The 15818-nt window shown below is 65.1% G+C and carries 13 protein-coding genes; 4 read left to right on the top strand and 9 right to left on the bottom strand.

Translation table 11 applies throughout. From position 1 onward, the window contains the following. Positions 1-97 precede the first annotated feature (97 nt). The 4 genes from rsmD (at position 98) to JKL46_RS21530 (ending at position 3446) form a co-directional block, all read left to right on the top strand. Positions 98-658 carry a 16S rRNA (guanine(966)-N(2))-methyltransferase RsmD gene (rsmD, locus tag JKL46_RS21545; RefSeq protein WP_201837189.1) on the top strand — a complete coding sequence of 187 codons (561 nt, stop codon included), beginning with the start codon at positions 98-100 and terminating at the stop codon, positions 656-658. Between the two features lie 33 nt (positions 659-691). Continuing rightward, complete coding sequence (locus tag JKL46_RS21540) at positions 692-1735, top strand: zinc-dependent alcohol dehydrogenase family protein (protein ID WP_201837188.1); 1044 nt, start codon at positions 692-694, stop codon at positions 1733-1735. A gap of 31 nt (positions 1736-1766) precedes the next feature. Beyond that, positions 1767-2810: an L-glyceraldehyde 3-phosphate reductase gene (gene mgrA / locus JKL46_RS21535; RefSeq protein ID WP_201837187.1), complete on the top strand. Its 1044-nt coding sequence runs from the start codon at positions 1767-1769 to the stop codon at positions 2808-2810. 234 nt (positions 2811-3044) lie between these two features. After that, positions 3045-3446, top strand: coding sequence for a PilZ domain-containing protein (locus tag JKL46_RS21530; RefSeq protein WP_201837186.1), 402 nt, complete (start codon positions 3045-3047; stop codon positions 3444-3446). A 6-nt stretch (positions 3447-3452) separates the two neighbouring features. Here the strand turns inward: JKL46_RS21530 and JKL46_RS21525 are convergent, their stop codons facing one another. From JKL46_RS21525 to ileS, 9 genes are all read right to left on the bottom strand, one after another. Then, a complete protein-coding gene (locus JKL46_RS21525; protein WP_201837185.1) occupies positions 3453-3617 on the bottom strand; it encodes a hypothetical protein in 165 nt (54 codons plus the stop codon). Positions 3618-3648: 31 nt separating this feature from the next. After that, on the bottom strand, positions 3649-4509 hold the full coding sequence (locus JKL46_RS21520) for a transporter substrate-binding domain-containing protein (protein ID WP_201837184.1): 861 nt from the start codon (positions 4507-4509) through the stop codon (positions 3649-3651). Positions 4510-4772: 263 nt separating this feature from the next. Next, positions 4773-6617 (bottom strand): DNA mismatch repair endonuclease MutL, encoded by a 1845-nt coding sequence (mutL, locus tag JKL46_RS21515; RefSeq protein ID WP_201837183.1) that lies wholly within the window; start codon positions 6615-6617, stop codon positions 4773-4775. A 330-nt stretch (positions 6618-6947) separates the two neighbouring features. After that, positions 6948-8264 (bottom strand): glucose-6-phosphate isomerase, encoded by a 1317-nt coding sequence (locus JKL46_RS21510; RefSeq protein WP_201837181.1) that lies wholly within the window; start codon positions 8262-8264, stop codon positions 6948-6950. A 322-nt stretch (positions 8265-8586) separates the two neighbouring features. Next, the gene (locus JKL46_RS21505; protein ID WP_201837179.1) at positions 8587-9864 is read right to left on the bottom strand and encodes a M16 family metallopeptidase; all 1278 of its coding nucleotides are present in this window, start codon (positions 9862-9864) and stop codon (positions 8587-8589) included. Positions 9865-9890: 26 nt separating this feature from the next. Beyond that, positions 9891-11222, bottom strand: coding sequence for a M16 family metallopeptidase (locus JKL46_RS21500; protein WP_201837177.1), 1332 nt, complete (start codon positions 11220-11222; stop codon positions 9891-9893). Positions 11223-11438: 216 nt separating this feature from the next. Then, on the bottom strand, positions 11439-12077 hold the full coding sequence (locus JKL46_RS21495) for a hypothetical protein (protein ID WP_201837175.1): 639 nt from the start codon (positions 12075-12077) through the stop codon (positions 11439-11441). Between the two features lie 104 nt (positions 12078-12181). After that, complete coding sequence (gene lspA, locus JKL46_RS21490) at positions 12182-12778, bottom strand: signal peptidase II (protein WP_201837173.1); 597 nt, start codon at positions 12776-12778, stop codon at positions 12182-12184. Next, positions 12775-15723: an isoleucine--tRNA ligase gene (gene ileS / locus JKL46_RS21485; RefSeq protein ID WP_201837171.1), complete on the bottom strand. Its 2949-nt coding sequence runs from the start codon at positions 15721-15723 to the stop codon at positions 12775-12777. Before ileS ends, lspA begins: the two co-directional genes overlap by 4 nt. Between the last annotated feature and the right edge of the window lie 95 nt (positions 15724-15818).

Raw genomic sequence — 15818 nt, 5'->3', positions numbered from 1 at the left:
GTTGCTCACGGCGGCGGGCTTGTTTGCTATTTCGGCCAGACTTTGAGGATGAGGCCGTCTATGAGCTTTGTGAGGCTCTCCCGATGAGGTTCAGACCATGAGAATCGTGGGCGGGCGCTGGCGCGGCCGCTCGCTCAAGGGGCCGAGTTCGGACGCGATCCGCCCGACCTCGGACCGCCTGCGCGAGACGCTCTTCAACATCCTCCAGCACGGCTATGACGACCCGGTCGAGGGCGCACGCGTGCTCGATCTTTTCGCCGGCACCGGTGCCTTCGGCCTGGAGGCGCTGTCGCGCGGCGCCGCCTACGCGCTCTTCGTCGACGACGGGGCGCAATCCCGCGGCATCATCCGCGAGAACGTGGAAGCGCTCGGCGCCGGCGGCGCCACCCGCCTCTTCCGCCGCGACGCCACCCGCATGGGCGAGGCCGCGCCCAACGCCCCGTTCTCCCTCGTGTTCTGCGACCCGCCCTACGGCAAGGACCTTGCGCCCAAGGCCTTGCGCTCCTGCGCCGAAGGCGGCTGGCTCGTGCCCGACGCACTCGTGATCGTCGAAGAGGCGCAGGGCGTCGCGGTCACGCTGCCGGAGCGCTTCGAGGAGATCGAGCGGCGCGACTACGGGGAGACGAAAGTGGTGTTCGGACGGTATTTAGGATCGTAGCATTCCCATTCGTTGTGTAAGGAAAGACCTCCCATGAAAGCGGTTCTCTTCGAGCAGTTCGGTCAGCCACCGCGGGTGCAGAACGTGCCGGATCCGACGCCCTCCGCGGAAGGTGTGGTGATCAAGGTCGAGGCGACGGGATTGTGCCGGAGCGATTGGCACGGCTGGATGGGGCACGATCCCGACGTGGTGCTGCCGCATGTGCCGGGACACGAGCTCGCGGGCACGGTGCTCGCTACCGGCAAGCAGGTCACGCGCTGGAAGAAGGGCGATCGCGTCACGGTGCCCTTCGTCGGCGGATGCGGGCATTGTCATGAATGCCATTCCGGCAACCATCAGGTCTGCGAGCAGCAGTTCCAGCCGGGCTTCACCGCCTGGGGCTCGTTCGCGGAATATGTGGCCGTCGACTACGCCGACACGAATCTCGTTGCGCTGCCGGACGAGCTCGATGTCGTGACGGCGGCAAGCCTCGGCTGCCGCTTTGTCACCTCCTTCCGCGCCATTGTCGATCAGGGCCGCGTGAAGCCCGGCGAGTGGGTTGCGGTCCATGGCTGCGGCGGCGTAGGCTTATCCGCGATCATGATCGCAACCGCCATGGGCGCGAATGTGATCGCGGTCGATCTCACGGAAGAAAAGCTCGCCTTCGCGCGCGAGATGGGCGCGGTGGCGACCGTCAACGCGCGCCACACAGCCGACGTCGTCGGTGCGGTGAAGGAAATCACGAAGGGCGGCGCGCATGTCTCCATCGATGCGCTGGGCAGCCCAGTGACCTGCTTCAATTCCATCGCGAACCTGCGCCGGCGCGGCCGCCACGTGCAGGTCGGCCTGATGGTGGGCGATCATGCCCGGGCCCAGGTGCCGATGGCGCAGATCATCGCGCATGAGCTGGAGATCTACGGCAGCCACGGCATGCAGGCCTTCCGCTATCGGGATATGCTGGAGATGATCCGCACCGGCAAGCTCGTACCGCAAAAGCTCGTCGGCAAGCATCTGAGCCTCGACGAGGCACCCGCCGCTCTCATGGCGATGGATAAGTTCGAAGGACTTGGCATCGGCGTCATTACGCGCTTTGCTTGATCGACCGGATTTGAAGATCCTGGAGGAAACGATGGCCTATCTGCCCGCTGAGAACCGCTACGACGACATGCTCTACAACCGGTGCGGCCGCAGCGGCCTCATGCTGCCGGCGATCTCGCTCGGCCTCTGGCACAATTTCGGCGAGGACAAGTCGGCGGCGACCGCACGGGAGATCTGCCGCACGGCCTTCGATCTCGGCGTCACGCATTTCGACCTCGCCAACAATTACGGCCCTCCTCCCGGTTCGGCGGAGTCGCTGTTCGGCGAGATCCTGCGCAACGATTTTCCTAATCTGCGCGACGAAATGGTGATCTCCACCAAGGCCGGCTACCGCATGTGGCCCGGGCCTTACGGCGAGTGGGGCAGCCGCAAATATCTGCTCTCCAGCCTCGACCAGAGCCTCAAGCGCATGGGGCTCGACTACGTCGACATCTTCTATTCCCACCGCTTCGATCCGAACACGCCGCTGGAAGAGACCATGCTGGCGCTCGATTCGGCGGTGCGGCAGGGCAAGGCGCTCTATGTGGGCCTGTCCTCCTACAACAGCCAGCGCACCCGCGAGGCACACGCCATCCTGCGCGAACTCGGGACGCCCTGCATCATTCATCAGCCGAGCTATTCCATGCTCAACCGCTGGGTCGAGGAGGACGGACTTCTCGACACCCTTGCCGATCTCGGCCTCGGCTCTATCGTGTTCTCGCCCCTGGCGCAGGGCATGCTGACGACGAAATATCTGAACGGCATTCCCGGCGAGAGCCGCGCCGCCCAGGGCAAGTCCCTGCGCACGAGCTTCCTGAACGAGGACAATATCGCGCGCATCCGCGGCCTCAACGGCATCGCCGAGCGGCGCGGGCAGACGCTGGCGCAGATGGCGCTGGCCTGGGTGCTGCGCGGCGGTCGCGTGACGTCGGCCCTGATCGGCGCCAGCCGACCGGAACAGGTCGTCGACTGCGTCGGCGCGGTCAAGAACCTGTCCTTCACGCCGGAGGAGCTTGCCGAGATCGACCGGTTCGCCGGCGAAGGCAACCTCAACATCTGGGCGGCCTCGGCAGAGCGGCAGGGTCCGTCGCGCTGACGGCAAAGTAAGGAAGAGAGCTGTTTCCCACACCAAAGCATCGGACCCAAAAGTGGACTTGCACTTTTGGGATGAATCCGATGCTTTCTTCTTGAATGAGAGCATCGACCGTCCGATGCTCTAGCGGAAACAGCTCTACGACTTTCGGAGATACCCCTTCGGAGGGACTTGAGAAGCCGGTTAATAAAGCGTTAAAGCTCAGCTTCATCGATCATTGTAACCCGGGTCGCGTCCATGGTTTCGAGTCCCGCCTTCGACAATCGCCGGCAAGCCAGACGCTTCAACACGCAACACCCGGCGCAGATCGTGCTCGGCCCTGAGGCGATGATCTCATGCACCGTGTGGGACATCTCGACCGGCGGCGCCAGGATTGCGGTGACGCAGCACATGGATCTTCCCGAAACCTTCGAGCTGTTCATCGCCGCTCATGACCTTCAGGTGCGCCGCGCCCGGGTGTGCTGGCGCGATGGCGATTACGCCGGCGTCGCCTTCAGCCCCGACGAGACGGAAGCCATGGAGGCACAGCCCGCATCCCAGCTTTCGCCCTTCGAGGTGTGCCTCGAGCAGGCTGCCATGCCGGCCCGTTTCGCGGCTCCGGCGCGCAGGCGCCTCAATCTCTATCGCACCACCGCCTGATCGCCATCACCGCATCGATCTGCTGCCGGCGCCTTCGCGGCAATCGGCTGGAGGCACGCCGCTGACGCGCGCCAATCTGGGCTCGGGCGCGGGAGAAGCGATCTCGCGAATGAGCTTGTCGCGAATGGCATCCGCGCGCTGCGCGGCCGCATGCAGGCTGTTCACCTCCACGCGGTTATCGACCGCTCCATCCGATGCCGATTTAGAATCCGGTTTTGGGTGTAACGTCGATCTTGAACCATTTCTCCGAGAGACCCTTGATCGTCCCGTCCGCCTTGGCGCCGGCAATCGCCTCGTTGAACATGGCCTTCAGATCGGTATCGTCCTTGCGCAATCCCACGCCGATACCGGGACCGAGGAGGCCGCCCGTGATCGAGGGGCCGACGAGGACATAATCCTTGAACTCGGGCTTGCGCAGGGTTCCGTTCAGCGCCGTCGCGTCCGCCAGAACCGCATCGATGCGGCCGGCGGCGAGATCGAGATCGTGCTGCTCTGTCGTCTTGTACTCGCGGATCTCCGCGACGTCCTTCAGATACTTGTCGGCGAAATTGGCGTGAATGGTCGCGGTCTGCACGCCGATGGTCTTGCCCTTCAGGAGCGGTTTCAGAGCGGCGATGGCCTTCTCGGCATCCGCAGTTTGAGACGACAGGTTGAAGGCCTGGCCGGTGCCCGGCATCTTGGCGAGCGGGGAATCCTTCGCGACGAGGAAGCCATTGGGACCTGCCGCGTAGGGGCCGGCGAAGTCGATGGTCTTCTTGCGCTCGTCGGTAATGCTCATGCCGGCCATGATGGCATCGTATTTCTTGGCCTGCAGTGCCGGGATGATGCCGTCCCAGTCCTGGGCGACGATCTCGCATTTCGCCTTCATGCGCGTGCACAGCTCATTGGCGAGATCGATCTCGAAGCCTTCGAGCTTGCCGCCCGCGCCGGTGAAGTTCCACGGCTCGTAAGCGCCTTCGGTAGCGATCTTGACGGTTTCCCATTTCTTGCCCTGCGCGAGGGCACCACCGATTGCCAGCGCAGCGCCAAGGAGAGATACACCAACGATCGACGAGATCTTCATCGCCATCCTCCTCTTTCAAGGGGCTGGTCCGCGTTTCGGCTCGTCTGCAATCGCCGGCGCATCATGGAGGCACGGCGCCGGAGAAACAGGCAGCACGGCCCGGGAGCAACGCCCAGTGAGAGTGAATTAGCGCACCCTTCGGAAAAGTGGACCCGGTTTTCCGGCTCCCGGCGACGCAGTGCAGCGTCGCGAGGCCGCATCGCTCGGGTCGGGAGACGACAGCCGCGCCGACGAAATTACATTACCATAATGCGGAACAGGCTTCAGCGCCGCCCGAACAGCCGCTCGATATCCGTCAGCTTGAGCTCGACGTAAGTGGGCCTGCCGTGGTTGCACTGGCCAGAGAGCGGTGTCGCTTCCATCTCGCGCAGCAGCGCATTCATTTCCTCAGGACGCATGCGGCGTCCCGCGCGGATCGAGCCGTGGCAGGACATGCGCGAGAGCACCGCATCGAGCCGCTCCTCGAGCGGGTTCGAAGCGCCCTGCCCCCATTCGGCAAGCGCATCGGCCACATCCTGCACCAGCGCCTTGATGCGCCCGCCGGCAAGCGCGGACGGCACCTCGCGCACGAGCAGCGCGCCGTGGCCGAAAGGCTCGACGACGAGGCCGAGGCTCTCGAGAGCGGAAGCCTCCGCCAGCACCCGGTCCGCGTCGAGGGGATCGAGCTCGACCACTTCCGGAATCAAGAGCAATTGCCGCCCGATGCCGGATGCGGCGCGCTCGCGCTTCAGGCGCTCGTAGACGAGACGCTCATGCGCCGCATGCTGATCGACGATGACGATGCCGTCCTGCGTCTGCGCGACGATGTAGGTGCCGTGCAGCTGCGCGCGGGCGGCACCGAGCGGCGCCTCGTCCGTTTCCGATTGGGCTTCTTGCAGATTGGCGCGGCTGTCGGCGGACGGCGCGGCGAGATCGGAGAGATTTCCCTGCCTTTCGGCGAGGCCTGATGCATAGGACCGCTCCGATCCATCGAGCGGCGCCTGCCAGTTGGCGAAAGCGCTCGTGGGCCTGATCGCGTGAGTGCGGTGCGGATAGGCCGGGCGAAGCGGCATCGCGCCTTGCGGGCGCAAGCTCTCGAGCGTGCGCGTGCCGCCGGTCGAGGACGCACGGAAGGCGTAGCGCGTGATCGCCTCCTTCAGCGCCCCCACCACGAAACCACGCACGAAGGCCGGATCGCGGAAGCGCACTTCCGTCTTGGCCGGATGCACGTTCACATCCACGGCACGCGGATCGAGATCGATCATGACGGCAAGAACGGGATGCCGGTCGGAGGCCATCACGTCGGCATAGGCGCCGCGCACCGCGCCGAGCAGCAGCTTGTCGCGCACGGGCCGCCCGTTGACGACGAAGTGGACAGCGGTTCCCGTGCCGCGATGATAGGTCGGGAGACTCGCAAAGCCCGTGAGCCGCACGCCCTCGCGCTCGACGCCGATGCTCATGGCGTTCTCGTGAAACTCCGCGCCGAGCACCCGCGAGAGACGGCGCAGGAAGCCGTGCTCGCCGGGCTCCTCCGGCGGATAGGTGAAGGCGGTGATGTGCTCGCCCGACAGCGTGAAACGGATGGTGGGATGCGCGATGGCAAGCCGCTTGACGATCTCGGCCACCGCCTGCGCCTCGGAACGGTCGCTCTTCAGGAATTTCAGGCGCGCAGGCGTGGCGGAAAAGAGATCGGTCACCTCGACGCGTGTGCCCTTCGGTGCCGGCGCCGGGCGCACGGGACCTTTCACGCCCGCCTCGACCACGATTGCAGAGCCGGTCTCCGCCTCCGCTGTCCGGGTGACGATGGACAGGCGCGCCACCGCGCCGATGGACGGCAGGGCCTCGCCGCGAAAACCGAGGGTGTTGATCGAAAACAGGTCGCCGTCCGGCAGCTTGGAGGTGGCGTGGCGCTCGACCGCCAGTTCCAGATCCTCCGGCGTCATTCCGCGCCCATCGTCGACGATGCGGATCAAGCGGCGCCCGCCCGCCTCCACGGCGATCTCGATGGAGCCCGCACCCGCATCGACGGCGTTCTCGACGAGTTCCTTCACGGCCGCCGCCGGACGCTCGACGACCTCGCCCGCGGCGATGCGGTCGACGAGGATGGGATCGAGGCGGCGGACATGCATGAGGGTGTCGGACCTTCGGATTCGGAAGGGAGAAGATAGGCGCTGAAGGCGGCGGAAACCAGAACGCGCGACGTTATTCCCCTGCTGACTTCCATCGTCATCCCGGACGAAGCACAGCGAAGATCCGGGATCGTTGGACGAGTGCAGCGCGGGTGTCCCCTCCCCCCTTGTGGGGGAGGGCTATGGAGGGGGTGTGAGCGCCATGCTGGTCCCAGTCTTGCGCAGCACCCCCCTCTCCAACTCTCCCCCACAAGGGGGAGAGGGTCCCAGCGTCCCGTTCTGAAAGCGATCCCGGACCAGCTGCGCCGTCCGGGATGACGTAGGGGTGTGTTACCCCTGCTCCAGATATTCCTTCGCCAGGATCTTGGCCTCTTCCACCGCAGGCTGGTCGAACGGGTCGACGCCCATGGCATAGCCGGCCAGAATCGTCTCCAGCATGAAATGCATGAGAAGCTCGCCGAGCGCGCGCTCGTTCAGGGTCTCGATATGGATCTGCCGGGTCGGGCGGCTGTTCTTGGCGAAGGTGTCGGCCATGGCGCGCCCTTGGGCGGACACGAGGTCGCCGATGGTCTTGCCGGCAAAGCCCGCCTGCCCTGCGCGCTTGGCCAGGGCAGCGTCCATGACGGGACCCTTTCCGGACACGCCGGTGGTCAGCACGGTAAAGAGCTTGTCGTTGGGGCCGGCGAGATAGAGCTGCTGCTGGCTGTGCTGGTCCACCGGCCCGATGGCAGCGACCGGCTGCGTGCCCTTGCCGTCCTTGCCGACGCTCTCCGCCCAGAGCTGCACCCACCAGCGGGTGAAGCGCTCGAGCCGGTCTGCATAGGCCATGGTCACGGCTATGCCCTTGCCGGCCTTCGCCGCGGCGATGTTGAGTGCAGCCCCCAGAGCCGACGGCGCGTCTTTGGCAGCAGCACCGTTGCGGAAAGGCTCATAGGCATCAGCCGCGCCCTGCCGGATGGCGCCGATGTCGAGGCCCAGCGCTGCGGCCGGCAGAAGGCCCACATTGGTGAGCACCGAGTAGCGCCCGCCGATGCCCGTGTGATGCTCCAGGAAGCGCACGCCTTCGGGCTCGAGAAGATCGCGCAGCGCATTCTTGGTCCCATCCTTGCGCGGCTCGGAGATGCCGAGGAAAAGGTCGTTGGGATGGGAGCGCAGGCCCGCTTTCTCGAGCGCGGTGAGCACAGCGATCGTCTGCATCAGGGTCTCGCCCGTGCCGCCGGATTTCGAGATCGACACGAACTTGGTCGAGGAGAGCGGCAGCTTGTGCAGGATGCGGTCGAAGGTGATGGGGTCGAGATTGTCGAGGAAGTGGATGCGCGGGCTCTCGGCGAAGCGGCCCGTGCCCGGAACCGCATAATCCTTCAGCTGCGCCAAAGTCTGCCCGCCGAGGCTCGATCCGCCGACGCCGAGGACGACCACGTCGGTCGAGTCATCCCGCAGGAAGGAGGCCGCCTCGCGGATGCTCGCCAGATCGTCCGTGGTGCGCGGCATATGAAGCAGCGGAAGCCGACCTGAGGCATCGTCCTCGGAAAGCCTCTTCATGGCGTCGCCGACGAGCCCCAGCGCATCGTCGACCGCCGCCTGAGACAGGCCGCCCTTTCCGATATTGGCATCAAGGGCAAGATCGATCGATTGCTGCAGGGCCATTAGCACACTCCGACTCGTTCAAAGCAGGGGTGCAAGATTAGGGCAGAGGAGCGGCCGAGGCTAGGGTTGAGGATCTTAGGCGGTGACTCGGTTTGGCCCACCCCGTCATTCCGGGGCCGCGCAGCGGAGCCCGGAACCCATAACCACGGCGGCTCAAGATAGAGATGAGCGGCGTTCGTTGCGCCGCTTTCTGCGAGGGTGGCGGTTATGGGTTCCGGGTTCGCCTGCGGCGCCCCGGAATGACGGGGCGGGGCCAAACTTAAGTCACTAACTAAGATCCTCAACCTTCCGCGGATCGTTCCGCCAGGGCCGTCGATACGGATCAAACCCCCGTCGGCCGTCCCGCGATCACTGTCAGCATCTTCCCGTCGCCGAAGATGCGTTCGGCGGCGTTGCGGATGTCGGCTTGGGTGACGGCGGCGACGAGGCCGTTGCGGCGGCCGATATAGTCGATGCCGAGGCCCTCGAAGGCGATCTGGGCCAGGGTGTGGGCGATCTTGGTCGAGGTGTCGAAGCCGAGCGCATAGGAGCCGATGAGATAATCCTTGGCCTTCTGCAACTCGTCGTCGGACGGGCCTTCGCTCGTCAGCTTCGCCATCTCGTCGGCGATGACGTCGAGCGCCTCAATCACGCGCTCGTTTTTCGTCGCCGTGTAGCCCCAGGTCATGCTGGCGGAGCGGTAGCTCACCAGCGACGTGCCGACGCTGTAGGCGAGGCCGCGCTTCTCGCGCACTTCCTGGAACAGGCGCGAGGTGAAGGCGCCGCCGCCGAGGATGTGGTTGAGCACATAGGCCGGAATGAAGCCGGGGTCGCGCCAGGCGAGGCCGTTCATGCCGAAGCGGATGACCGATTGCGGCACGTCGAGATCCACGACGATGCGCGAGCCGAGCTTATGCAGCGCCGCGGGCTCGATGACGCTCAGAGGCTTCGCCTCCGGCAGGGCCCCGAACACCTTGTCGAGCAGGTTTGCCAGATTGTCGCTGCCGATGGCGCCGACGACGGCGATCTTGACGCGGCCGCGGGCGATGATTGCCCGATGCATGGCAATGAGATCGTCGCGCGTGATCGCCGCAACGCTCTCCGGCGTGCCGGAGGTCGGACGGCCGTAGGGGTGACCGGCAAAGCCTTCTTCGAAGAAACGGCGCGTCGCCATCACGCCGGGATCGTTCTGCTGGTATTTCAGGCCGGCGATGGTCTGCGCGCGCACGCGCTCGATGGAATCCTGATCGAAGCGCGGCTCCGCGAGCGCGAGGCGCAGGAGTTCGAAAGCCTCGTCCGCATGCTTCACGAGAGTCTTCAATGAACCGCCGAGAGCATCGTTGCCCGCGTTGAACGACAGCTCGATGGCGCGCGCTGCGAGACGCTCCTGGAAGGCATCGGAATCGTAATCGCCCGCGCCCTCGTCGAGCAGGCGGGCGAGCATCTGCGCCACGCCGGGCTTGTCCGCGGGATCGTGCGCGGATCCGCCTTCGAAGATGAAGGAGACGGCGATCAGCGGCACCACGTCGGATTCGACGTGCCACGCCTCGACGCCGCCGGGCGAAGTCAGCGCGTTCACCGTCGTGGGCGACGAAGACCGGGTTTCGACAGAAGCTGTCATGGTTACCTCAGTTCTTGTGCAGGCGCTCAGGAAGCCGACTTCTGCAGATAGCCCGTCACGGAACGGCGCGGGATGAGATAGCGCTCCGCCGCGGAGGCGAGATCGTCCTTCATGACGGTCTCGATCTCGACCGGCCAGCGGCGCACCTCCTCGATGGTCTCGCCGATGGCGAGCGCCGACCCATAGATGCGGGCGAGCGAGGACTGGCTGTCGGTGGAATAGATCGTCTCGGCCACGAGGCGCGTCTTGGCGCGCTCGATGGAATCCGCGTCCAGCGCCTCGGCGGAAATCGTGTTGAGCACCTGATCGACCGCCTCTTCCAGCGCCTGGAGCGACACGCCCTCGGCCGGAACCGCATAGACGCAGAAGCGCGTGTCCTCCATGGCGGACGACATGTACCAGGCGCCGGCATTCACCGCGATGCCGCGTTCCATCACGAGCTTGCGGTAAAGGTACGAGGTCGGGCCGCCGCCGATCACCTCGGCGAGAAGCTCGAGCGCATAGCAGTCGCGCTGCGAGGCCGTGCGGCAGGACGGGACCAGATAGAGCCGCTGCAGGGTCGGCTGCTCGACCTTCGGATCGGCAACAGTGATGTGGCGTGCCGCGACAGGCTCCGGCTCGCGCGGGCGCACACGAAGCGGACGCTTGCCCTGCGGCGCGATGCGGCCATAGGTGGCATCCGCCAGGCGGCGCACCTCGTCCTCGGTCACGTCGCCGGCAACGACGAGAATGCCGTTCTCAGGCGTATAGAAGCGGCGGTAATAGTCGAGCGCGTGATCGCGATTGAGCGTCTCGATCTCATGCATCCAGCCGATGATCGGAATACCATAGGGGTGATGCACGAAAAGCGAGGCCGCCATCGCTTCCGAGAGCTGCGCCGATGGATCGGTCTCGACGCGCATGCGGCGCTCTTCCAGCACCACGTCGCGCTCCGGAGCGATGACGGATTCCTCCAGCAGGAGGTTCGTCATGCGGTCTGCCTCGAACTCCATCATCGTCTTGAGATTTTCGCGCGCGACGCGCTGGAAATAGGCGGTGTAGTCGAAAGAGGTGAAAGCGTTCTCCTGACCGCCGAGGCCCGAGACGACTTTCGAGAACTCGCCCGCCGGATGCTTCTCGGTGCCCTTGAACATCAGGTGCTCGAGGAAATGCGCGATGCCCGATTGGCCAAGCGGATCGTCAGCGGAACCATTGCGGTACCAGATCATGTGGGTGGCGACGGGAACGCGGCGATCCGGAATGACGACGACATCGAGACCGTTGTCGAGGGTGAAGGACGACAGGCTCGGACCGCTGCCCTCCGTTCGCCCGAAAGAGGCGGCGTCGGCGCGAAGTAGGGGCTTTGAAGCAGTGTCCATGACGATTCAACCTTGGCGACAACAAATCATTTCGCAGGATGGCTCCTACGGGGATAGCCAAATTAGGCGGCTAGGCAAGCGGAGCAGCGCATCTTTTCCGGTATGGGCCATCCGTGCGGGCAGACGGGACCAGGCTTGGCTTTTCACAGCCCCCATAACGTTTTCAGGCGAAGCGGGTGAACCCGTTCGCCTGAAGGAAGTGGGAAGAGACAAGGTTTACTGCCTGCTCTGCTGCTGACGGAGATAGGCGGCGGGGCTGTCGGGATCCCCCATCGGAGCCGGATCGGCGGAGGCCTTGAGGCGGCGGCCGCCCTGCGCCTTGAGCAGATCGCCCGGAGGATCGCTGAGGTAACGGCGATCGATTCCGTTGCCTTGCAGCTCCGGCTTGTCGTCCTTGGCGAAGGCACGCAGCTCGTCGGGGGTCATGCGGCTGACATCGGTCTGGCGATCGACCTTGGTCGGCGGTGCCGTCACGATGTTGTTCGGGTTGCGGCCGGCGCGCATTTCCTCGATCGAGAGGCGATGACCCTCGGTGTTCTTGTAGAGCTCGGAGCTGGTATAAGGCGTCCGCGCCTCGGCGGAGGCCTTGCGGCGTGCTGCCACATCCGGATCCTTCGGCCAATTGCCGTTACGCGCCTCGGCACCGCCGCCTGGAACGGGAGCCGGAAGATTCATGCTGGGGGGAAGCACGAGCGGCGCACGCTCATTGTAGGTGATGGGCGCCTTTTCCTTGGGAATGATGCCGATGGCGCCGAGAATGCTCTTCATCGCCTCGCCTTCCTGCGCCGACGCGCCGGTGGCGGCGACCAGAAGCGCGAAGGCCCCCGCAAGGCCTATGATTCTCATTCCCTTCATGGCACCCACCATTAGTTTCTCGTTGTGGCCGGAAGGCCTGATCGCTCATTCTGGCGAACATATGGCAGCAGACGCCATAAGATATCGTTATTTTGAGGATATCGTTATTTTGCCCGCCGCCCTTCAAGGAAGAAGGAGTCATAAAGCAAACCGACCACCCCCGCAACGATAGCGGCATCGGCCACATTGAACACATACCAGGACCAGGAACCGATCTGGAACTGGATGAAATCGAACACGGCGCCATAGGCCAGCCGGTCGATCACATTGCCGACGGCACCGCCCACGATCAGGCCGAGGGAGGCCGCGAGAAGCTTGGCATTGGTGCGGCGGATCCAGATCGACAGGCCGATGGCGGCGATGATCGAGATGACGATCAGGCCCCAGCGGCCGAGTTCGGAATTCTGCTGGAACAGGCCGTAGGAAATGCCCCGGTTCCAGACCACGATGAGGTTGACGAAGGGGGCAAACTCCACCGGCTCCTTCACCGGCAGGTCGTAGACGAACAGGGTGTAGATCTTCGTCACCTGATCGAGAACGAGGGTGATCAGGGCAATCGAGAAGCCCAGGACCGCAGCTGCGGAAAAGCCTTTCGTTGCCGGGCGCGCCCTGCCCTTCGGGCTGCGCGGCCGGCTCGCGGCACGTGGGCGCTTCTCCGCTGCCTCGGTCAGCGGAGCGCCGGTGTCGTCGGGCTTGCTCATTCGGCCGCCGCCTTGAGCTGATCCCATTCGCGCAGAGCCTCCGCGTCGCGGGGCGTCACGTCCGGATAGTCGGGATCGGCGCCGACATCGGGCGTCACCTTCCAAGAGCGGGCGCATTTGCGGCCCTGCGCCAGAGCCGGCACGACAGCCACGCCCTTCACATCTTCGAGACGGAAGGCCTCGGCCGGGCCCTCGCCCTGCACGACCTGGATGCCGGAGGTGATGCAGATCTCGGCGAGGTCGAGGCCCTGCACGGCCTTGAGCAGGTTCTCGTCGGCGATGTGCACTACGGGCGCCGCCTCGAGGCTCGCGCCGATGCGCTTCTGCGCCCGCTCGATCTCGAGCGCACCCGTGACGACGCGGCGGACGCGGCGCACCTTGGCCCAGCGCTCGGCCAGCGCCTCGTCGCGCCATTCGGCCGGCACCTGCGGGAAAGTTTCGAGATGCACGGACTCCGCTTCCGGATAGCGCGCGAGCCACGCCTCCTCGGCCGTGAAGGCGAGGATCGGCGCGATCCAGGTCGCCACGCAGCGGAAGACCTGGTCGATTACCGTGAGCGCGCTCTTGCGCACTTTGCCGGAGATCGGATCGCAATAGAGCGCGTCCTTGCGGATGTCGAAATAGAAGGCCGACAGATCCGTGGTCATGAACGAGTTCAGAAGCGCGATCACCCGCTTGTAGTCGAAGGTGCTGTAGGCCTCGCGCATATCGCCATCGAGCTCGGCGAGACGATGCAGGACGAAGCGCTCGAGCTCCGGCATCTCCTTGAACGCGACCTTGTCGGCCTCGCGGAAATGCGCCAGCGAGCCCAGCATCCAGCGGATCGTGTTGCGCAGCTTGCGATAGGTCTCGACGAAGGTCTTCAGGATTTCAGGGCCGATGCGCAGATCGTCCGAATAATCGGAAGCCGCCACCCAGAGGCGCAGGATGTCGGCGCCGGAATCCTGGATCACCTTCTGCGGCGCGACCACGTTGCCGAGCGACTTCGACATCTTCTGCCCCTTCTCGTCGAGGACGAAGCCGTGGGTCAGAACGATATCGTAGGGCGCGCGTCCGCGCGTGCCGCAGCTCTCGAGCAGTGAGGAGTGGAACCAGCCGCGATGCTGGTCCGAGCCTTCGAGGTACATGACCTGATCGGGCCCGCCATCGACCTTACGCGTCACCTTCAGGTCGTCGCGCTTCTCGAGGGCGAAGGCGTGGGTGCAGCCGGAATCGAACCACACGTCGAGGATGTCGTCGATCTTGTCGAAATCGTCGAGGTCGTAGCCGCCCGCCTTCAGGAAGCGCGATCCGTCATTCGCATACCACGCATCCGCGCCCTCCTTCTCGAAGGCCGCGGCGATCGCGTCGTTGACGCGATCGTCCTTGAGGATCTCGTTCGTACCCTTCTTCACGAAGACGGCGATCGGCACGCCCCAGGCGCGCTGACGCGAAACCACCCAGTCGGGCCGGTTCTCGATCATGCCGTTGATGCGGTTCTCGCCGGACTCCGGCACCCATTCCACGGTCTTGATCGCATGAAGAGCGCGCTGACGCAGGGTGTCGCCCTTGTTGTCGAGCAGCTTGTCCATGGAGATGAACCATTGCGGCGTGTTGCGGAAGATCAGCGGACCTTTCGAGCGCCAGGAATGCGGATACTGGTGCTTGAGGCGCCCGCGCGCGATCAGCGCACCGACCTCGACGAGCTTCTTGATCACCGCCTCGTTGGCGCCCGCATCTTTGCCCTTGTCGTCATAGATGCGCTCGCCCGCGAAGAACGGCACGTCGGGGAAGTAGGACGAGTCCGGAGACACCGTATGCGGCACTTCCTTCGTGCCGCAGGCGGCGAACACGTCGCGGTGCTTCACGTAAGTGTTGTAGTCGTCCGCGCCATGGCCGGGAGCCGTATGCACGAAGCCCGTGCCGGCATCGTCCGTGACGTAATCGGCCGGCAGCACCGGCACGCCGAAATCCCAATAGCCGTCGGCGCCGTCCAGTCCGCGGAAAGGATGCGCGCAGCGCTCGATCATCACCGGCAGCACGTCCTTCACGCGCTCGTAAGCGACGACGCGCGCCGCCGCGAACACGTCGGCCGCGAGCTTGTCGGCGATGACGAGGCGGTCGCCCACCTTGGCCCAGTTGTCGTCGGCTGCTTCCGTCACCTGATAGAGGCCGTAGGCGATGTTCTCGCCGTAGGCGATGGCGCGGTTCGCCGGGATCGTCCAGGGCGTCGTCGTCCAGATGACCACCGAGGCACCGTCGAGATCGCCGTCGAGCGTGTTGGTGATCTTGAACTTCACCCAGATCGTGGGCGAGGTCTTCTCGTGATACTCGACCTCCGCCTCGGCGAGCGCCGTCCTCTCGACGGAGGACCACATGACCGGCTTCGAGCCGCGATAGAGCTGGTCGCTCACCGCGAACTTCATGATCTCGCGGGCGATCTGCGCTTCCGCGTCGAAGGACATGGTCTGGTAGGGATTCGTCCAGTCGCCCTCGACGCCGAGGCGCTTGAACTCCTCGCGCTGCACGTCGATCCACTTCTCGGCAAAGGCCCGGCACTCGCGGCGGAACTCGACGATGTTCACATCGTCCTTGTTCTTGCCCTTGGCGCGGTATTCCTCCTCGATCTTCCACTCGATCGGCAGGCCGTGGCAGTCCCAGCCCGGCACGTAGTTGGAATCGAAGCCGAGCATGCCCTGCGAGCGGACGACCATGTCCTTCAGGATCTTGTTGAGGGCGTGGCCGATATGGATGTTGCCGTTGGCGTAGGGAGGGCCGTCATGCAGCACGAAGCGCGGGCGGCCCTTCTGGACCTCGCGCAGGCGCTCATAGAGCTTGTTCTCGTTCCAGCGCTGCAGGAGCTGCGGCTCGCGCTGCGGCAGGCCGGCCCGCATGGGGAACTCGGTCTGGGGCAGGAACAGGGTTTCGGAATAGTCGCGGGCGGCGCTTTCAGGCTTGTCGGTCATGACGGTCAATCGGTCTTGGGTGGCCCGTAAGTCAGGCGGGCGCATCGTGCTTCTGTCAGGGGCGAACGGCTAGGATCCCGGACCTTCGCAGGTCA

Origin of the sequence: Microvirga zambiensis WSM3693, assembly GCF_016735695.1 — a bacterium.
In the GTDB taxonomy this organism is placed as follows: Bacteria; Pseudomonadota; Alphaproteobacteria; order Rhizobiales; family Beijerinckiaceae; genus Microvirga; species Microvirga zambiensis.
Note: the sequence above shows the minus strand (reverse complement) of the source record. Positions and strands in the feature narration are given on the sequence as shown.

Bases quoted from the DNA above. Each gene is read 5' to 3' on its own strand.
- mgrA (WP_201837187.1), top strand. From the start codon at position 1,767: ATGGCCTATCTGCCCGCTGAGAACCGCTACGACGACATGCTCTACAAC.
- JKL46_RS21530 (WP_201837186.1), top strand. From the start codon at position 3,045: ATGGTTTCGAGTCCCGCCTTCGACAATCGCCGGCAAGCCAGACGCTTC.
- lspA (WP_201837173.1), bottom strand. From the start codon at position 12,778: ATGAGCAAGCCCGACGACACCGGCGCTCCGCTGACCGAGGCAGCGGAG.
- JKL46_RS21500 (WP_201837177.1), bottom strand. From the start codon at position 11,222: ATGGACACTGCTTCAAAGCCCCTACTTCGCGCCGACGCCGCCTCTTTC.
- JKL46_RS21510 (WP_201837181.1), bottom strand. From the start codon at position 8,264: ATGGCCCTGCAGCAATCGATCGATCTTGCCCTTGATGCCAATATCGGA.
- ileS (WP_201837171.1), bottom strand. From the start codon at position 15,723: ATGACCGACAAGCCTGAAAGCGCCGCCCGCGACTATTCCGAAACCCTG.
- mutL (WP_201837183.1), bottom strand. From the start codon at position 6,617: ATGCATGTCCGCCGCCTCGATCCCATCCTCGTCGACCGCATCGCCGCG.
- JKL46_RS21520 (WP_201837184.1), bottom strand. From the start codon at position 4,509: ATGAAGATCTCGTCGATCGTTGGTGTATCTCTCCTTGGCGCTGCGCTG.
- JKL46_RS21495 (WP_201837175.1), bottom strand. From the start codon at position 12,077: ATGAAGGGAATGAGAATCATAGGCCTTGCGGGGGCCTTCGCGCTTCTG.
- JKL46_RS21505 (WP_201837179.1), bottom strand. From the start codon at position 9,864: ATGACAGCTTCTGTCGAAACCCGGTCTTCGTCGCCCACGACGGTGAAC.
- rsmD (WP_201837189.1), top strand. From the start codon at position 98: ATGAGAATCGTGGGCGGGCGCTGGCGCGGCCGCTCGCTCAAGGGGCCG.
- JKL46_RS21540 (WP_201837188.1), top strand. From the start codon at position 692: ATGAAAGCGGTTCTCTTCGAGCAGTTCGGTCAGCCACCGCGGGTGCAG.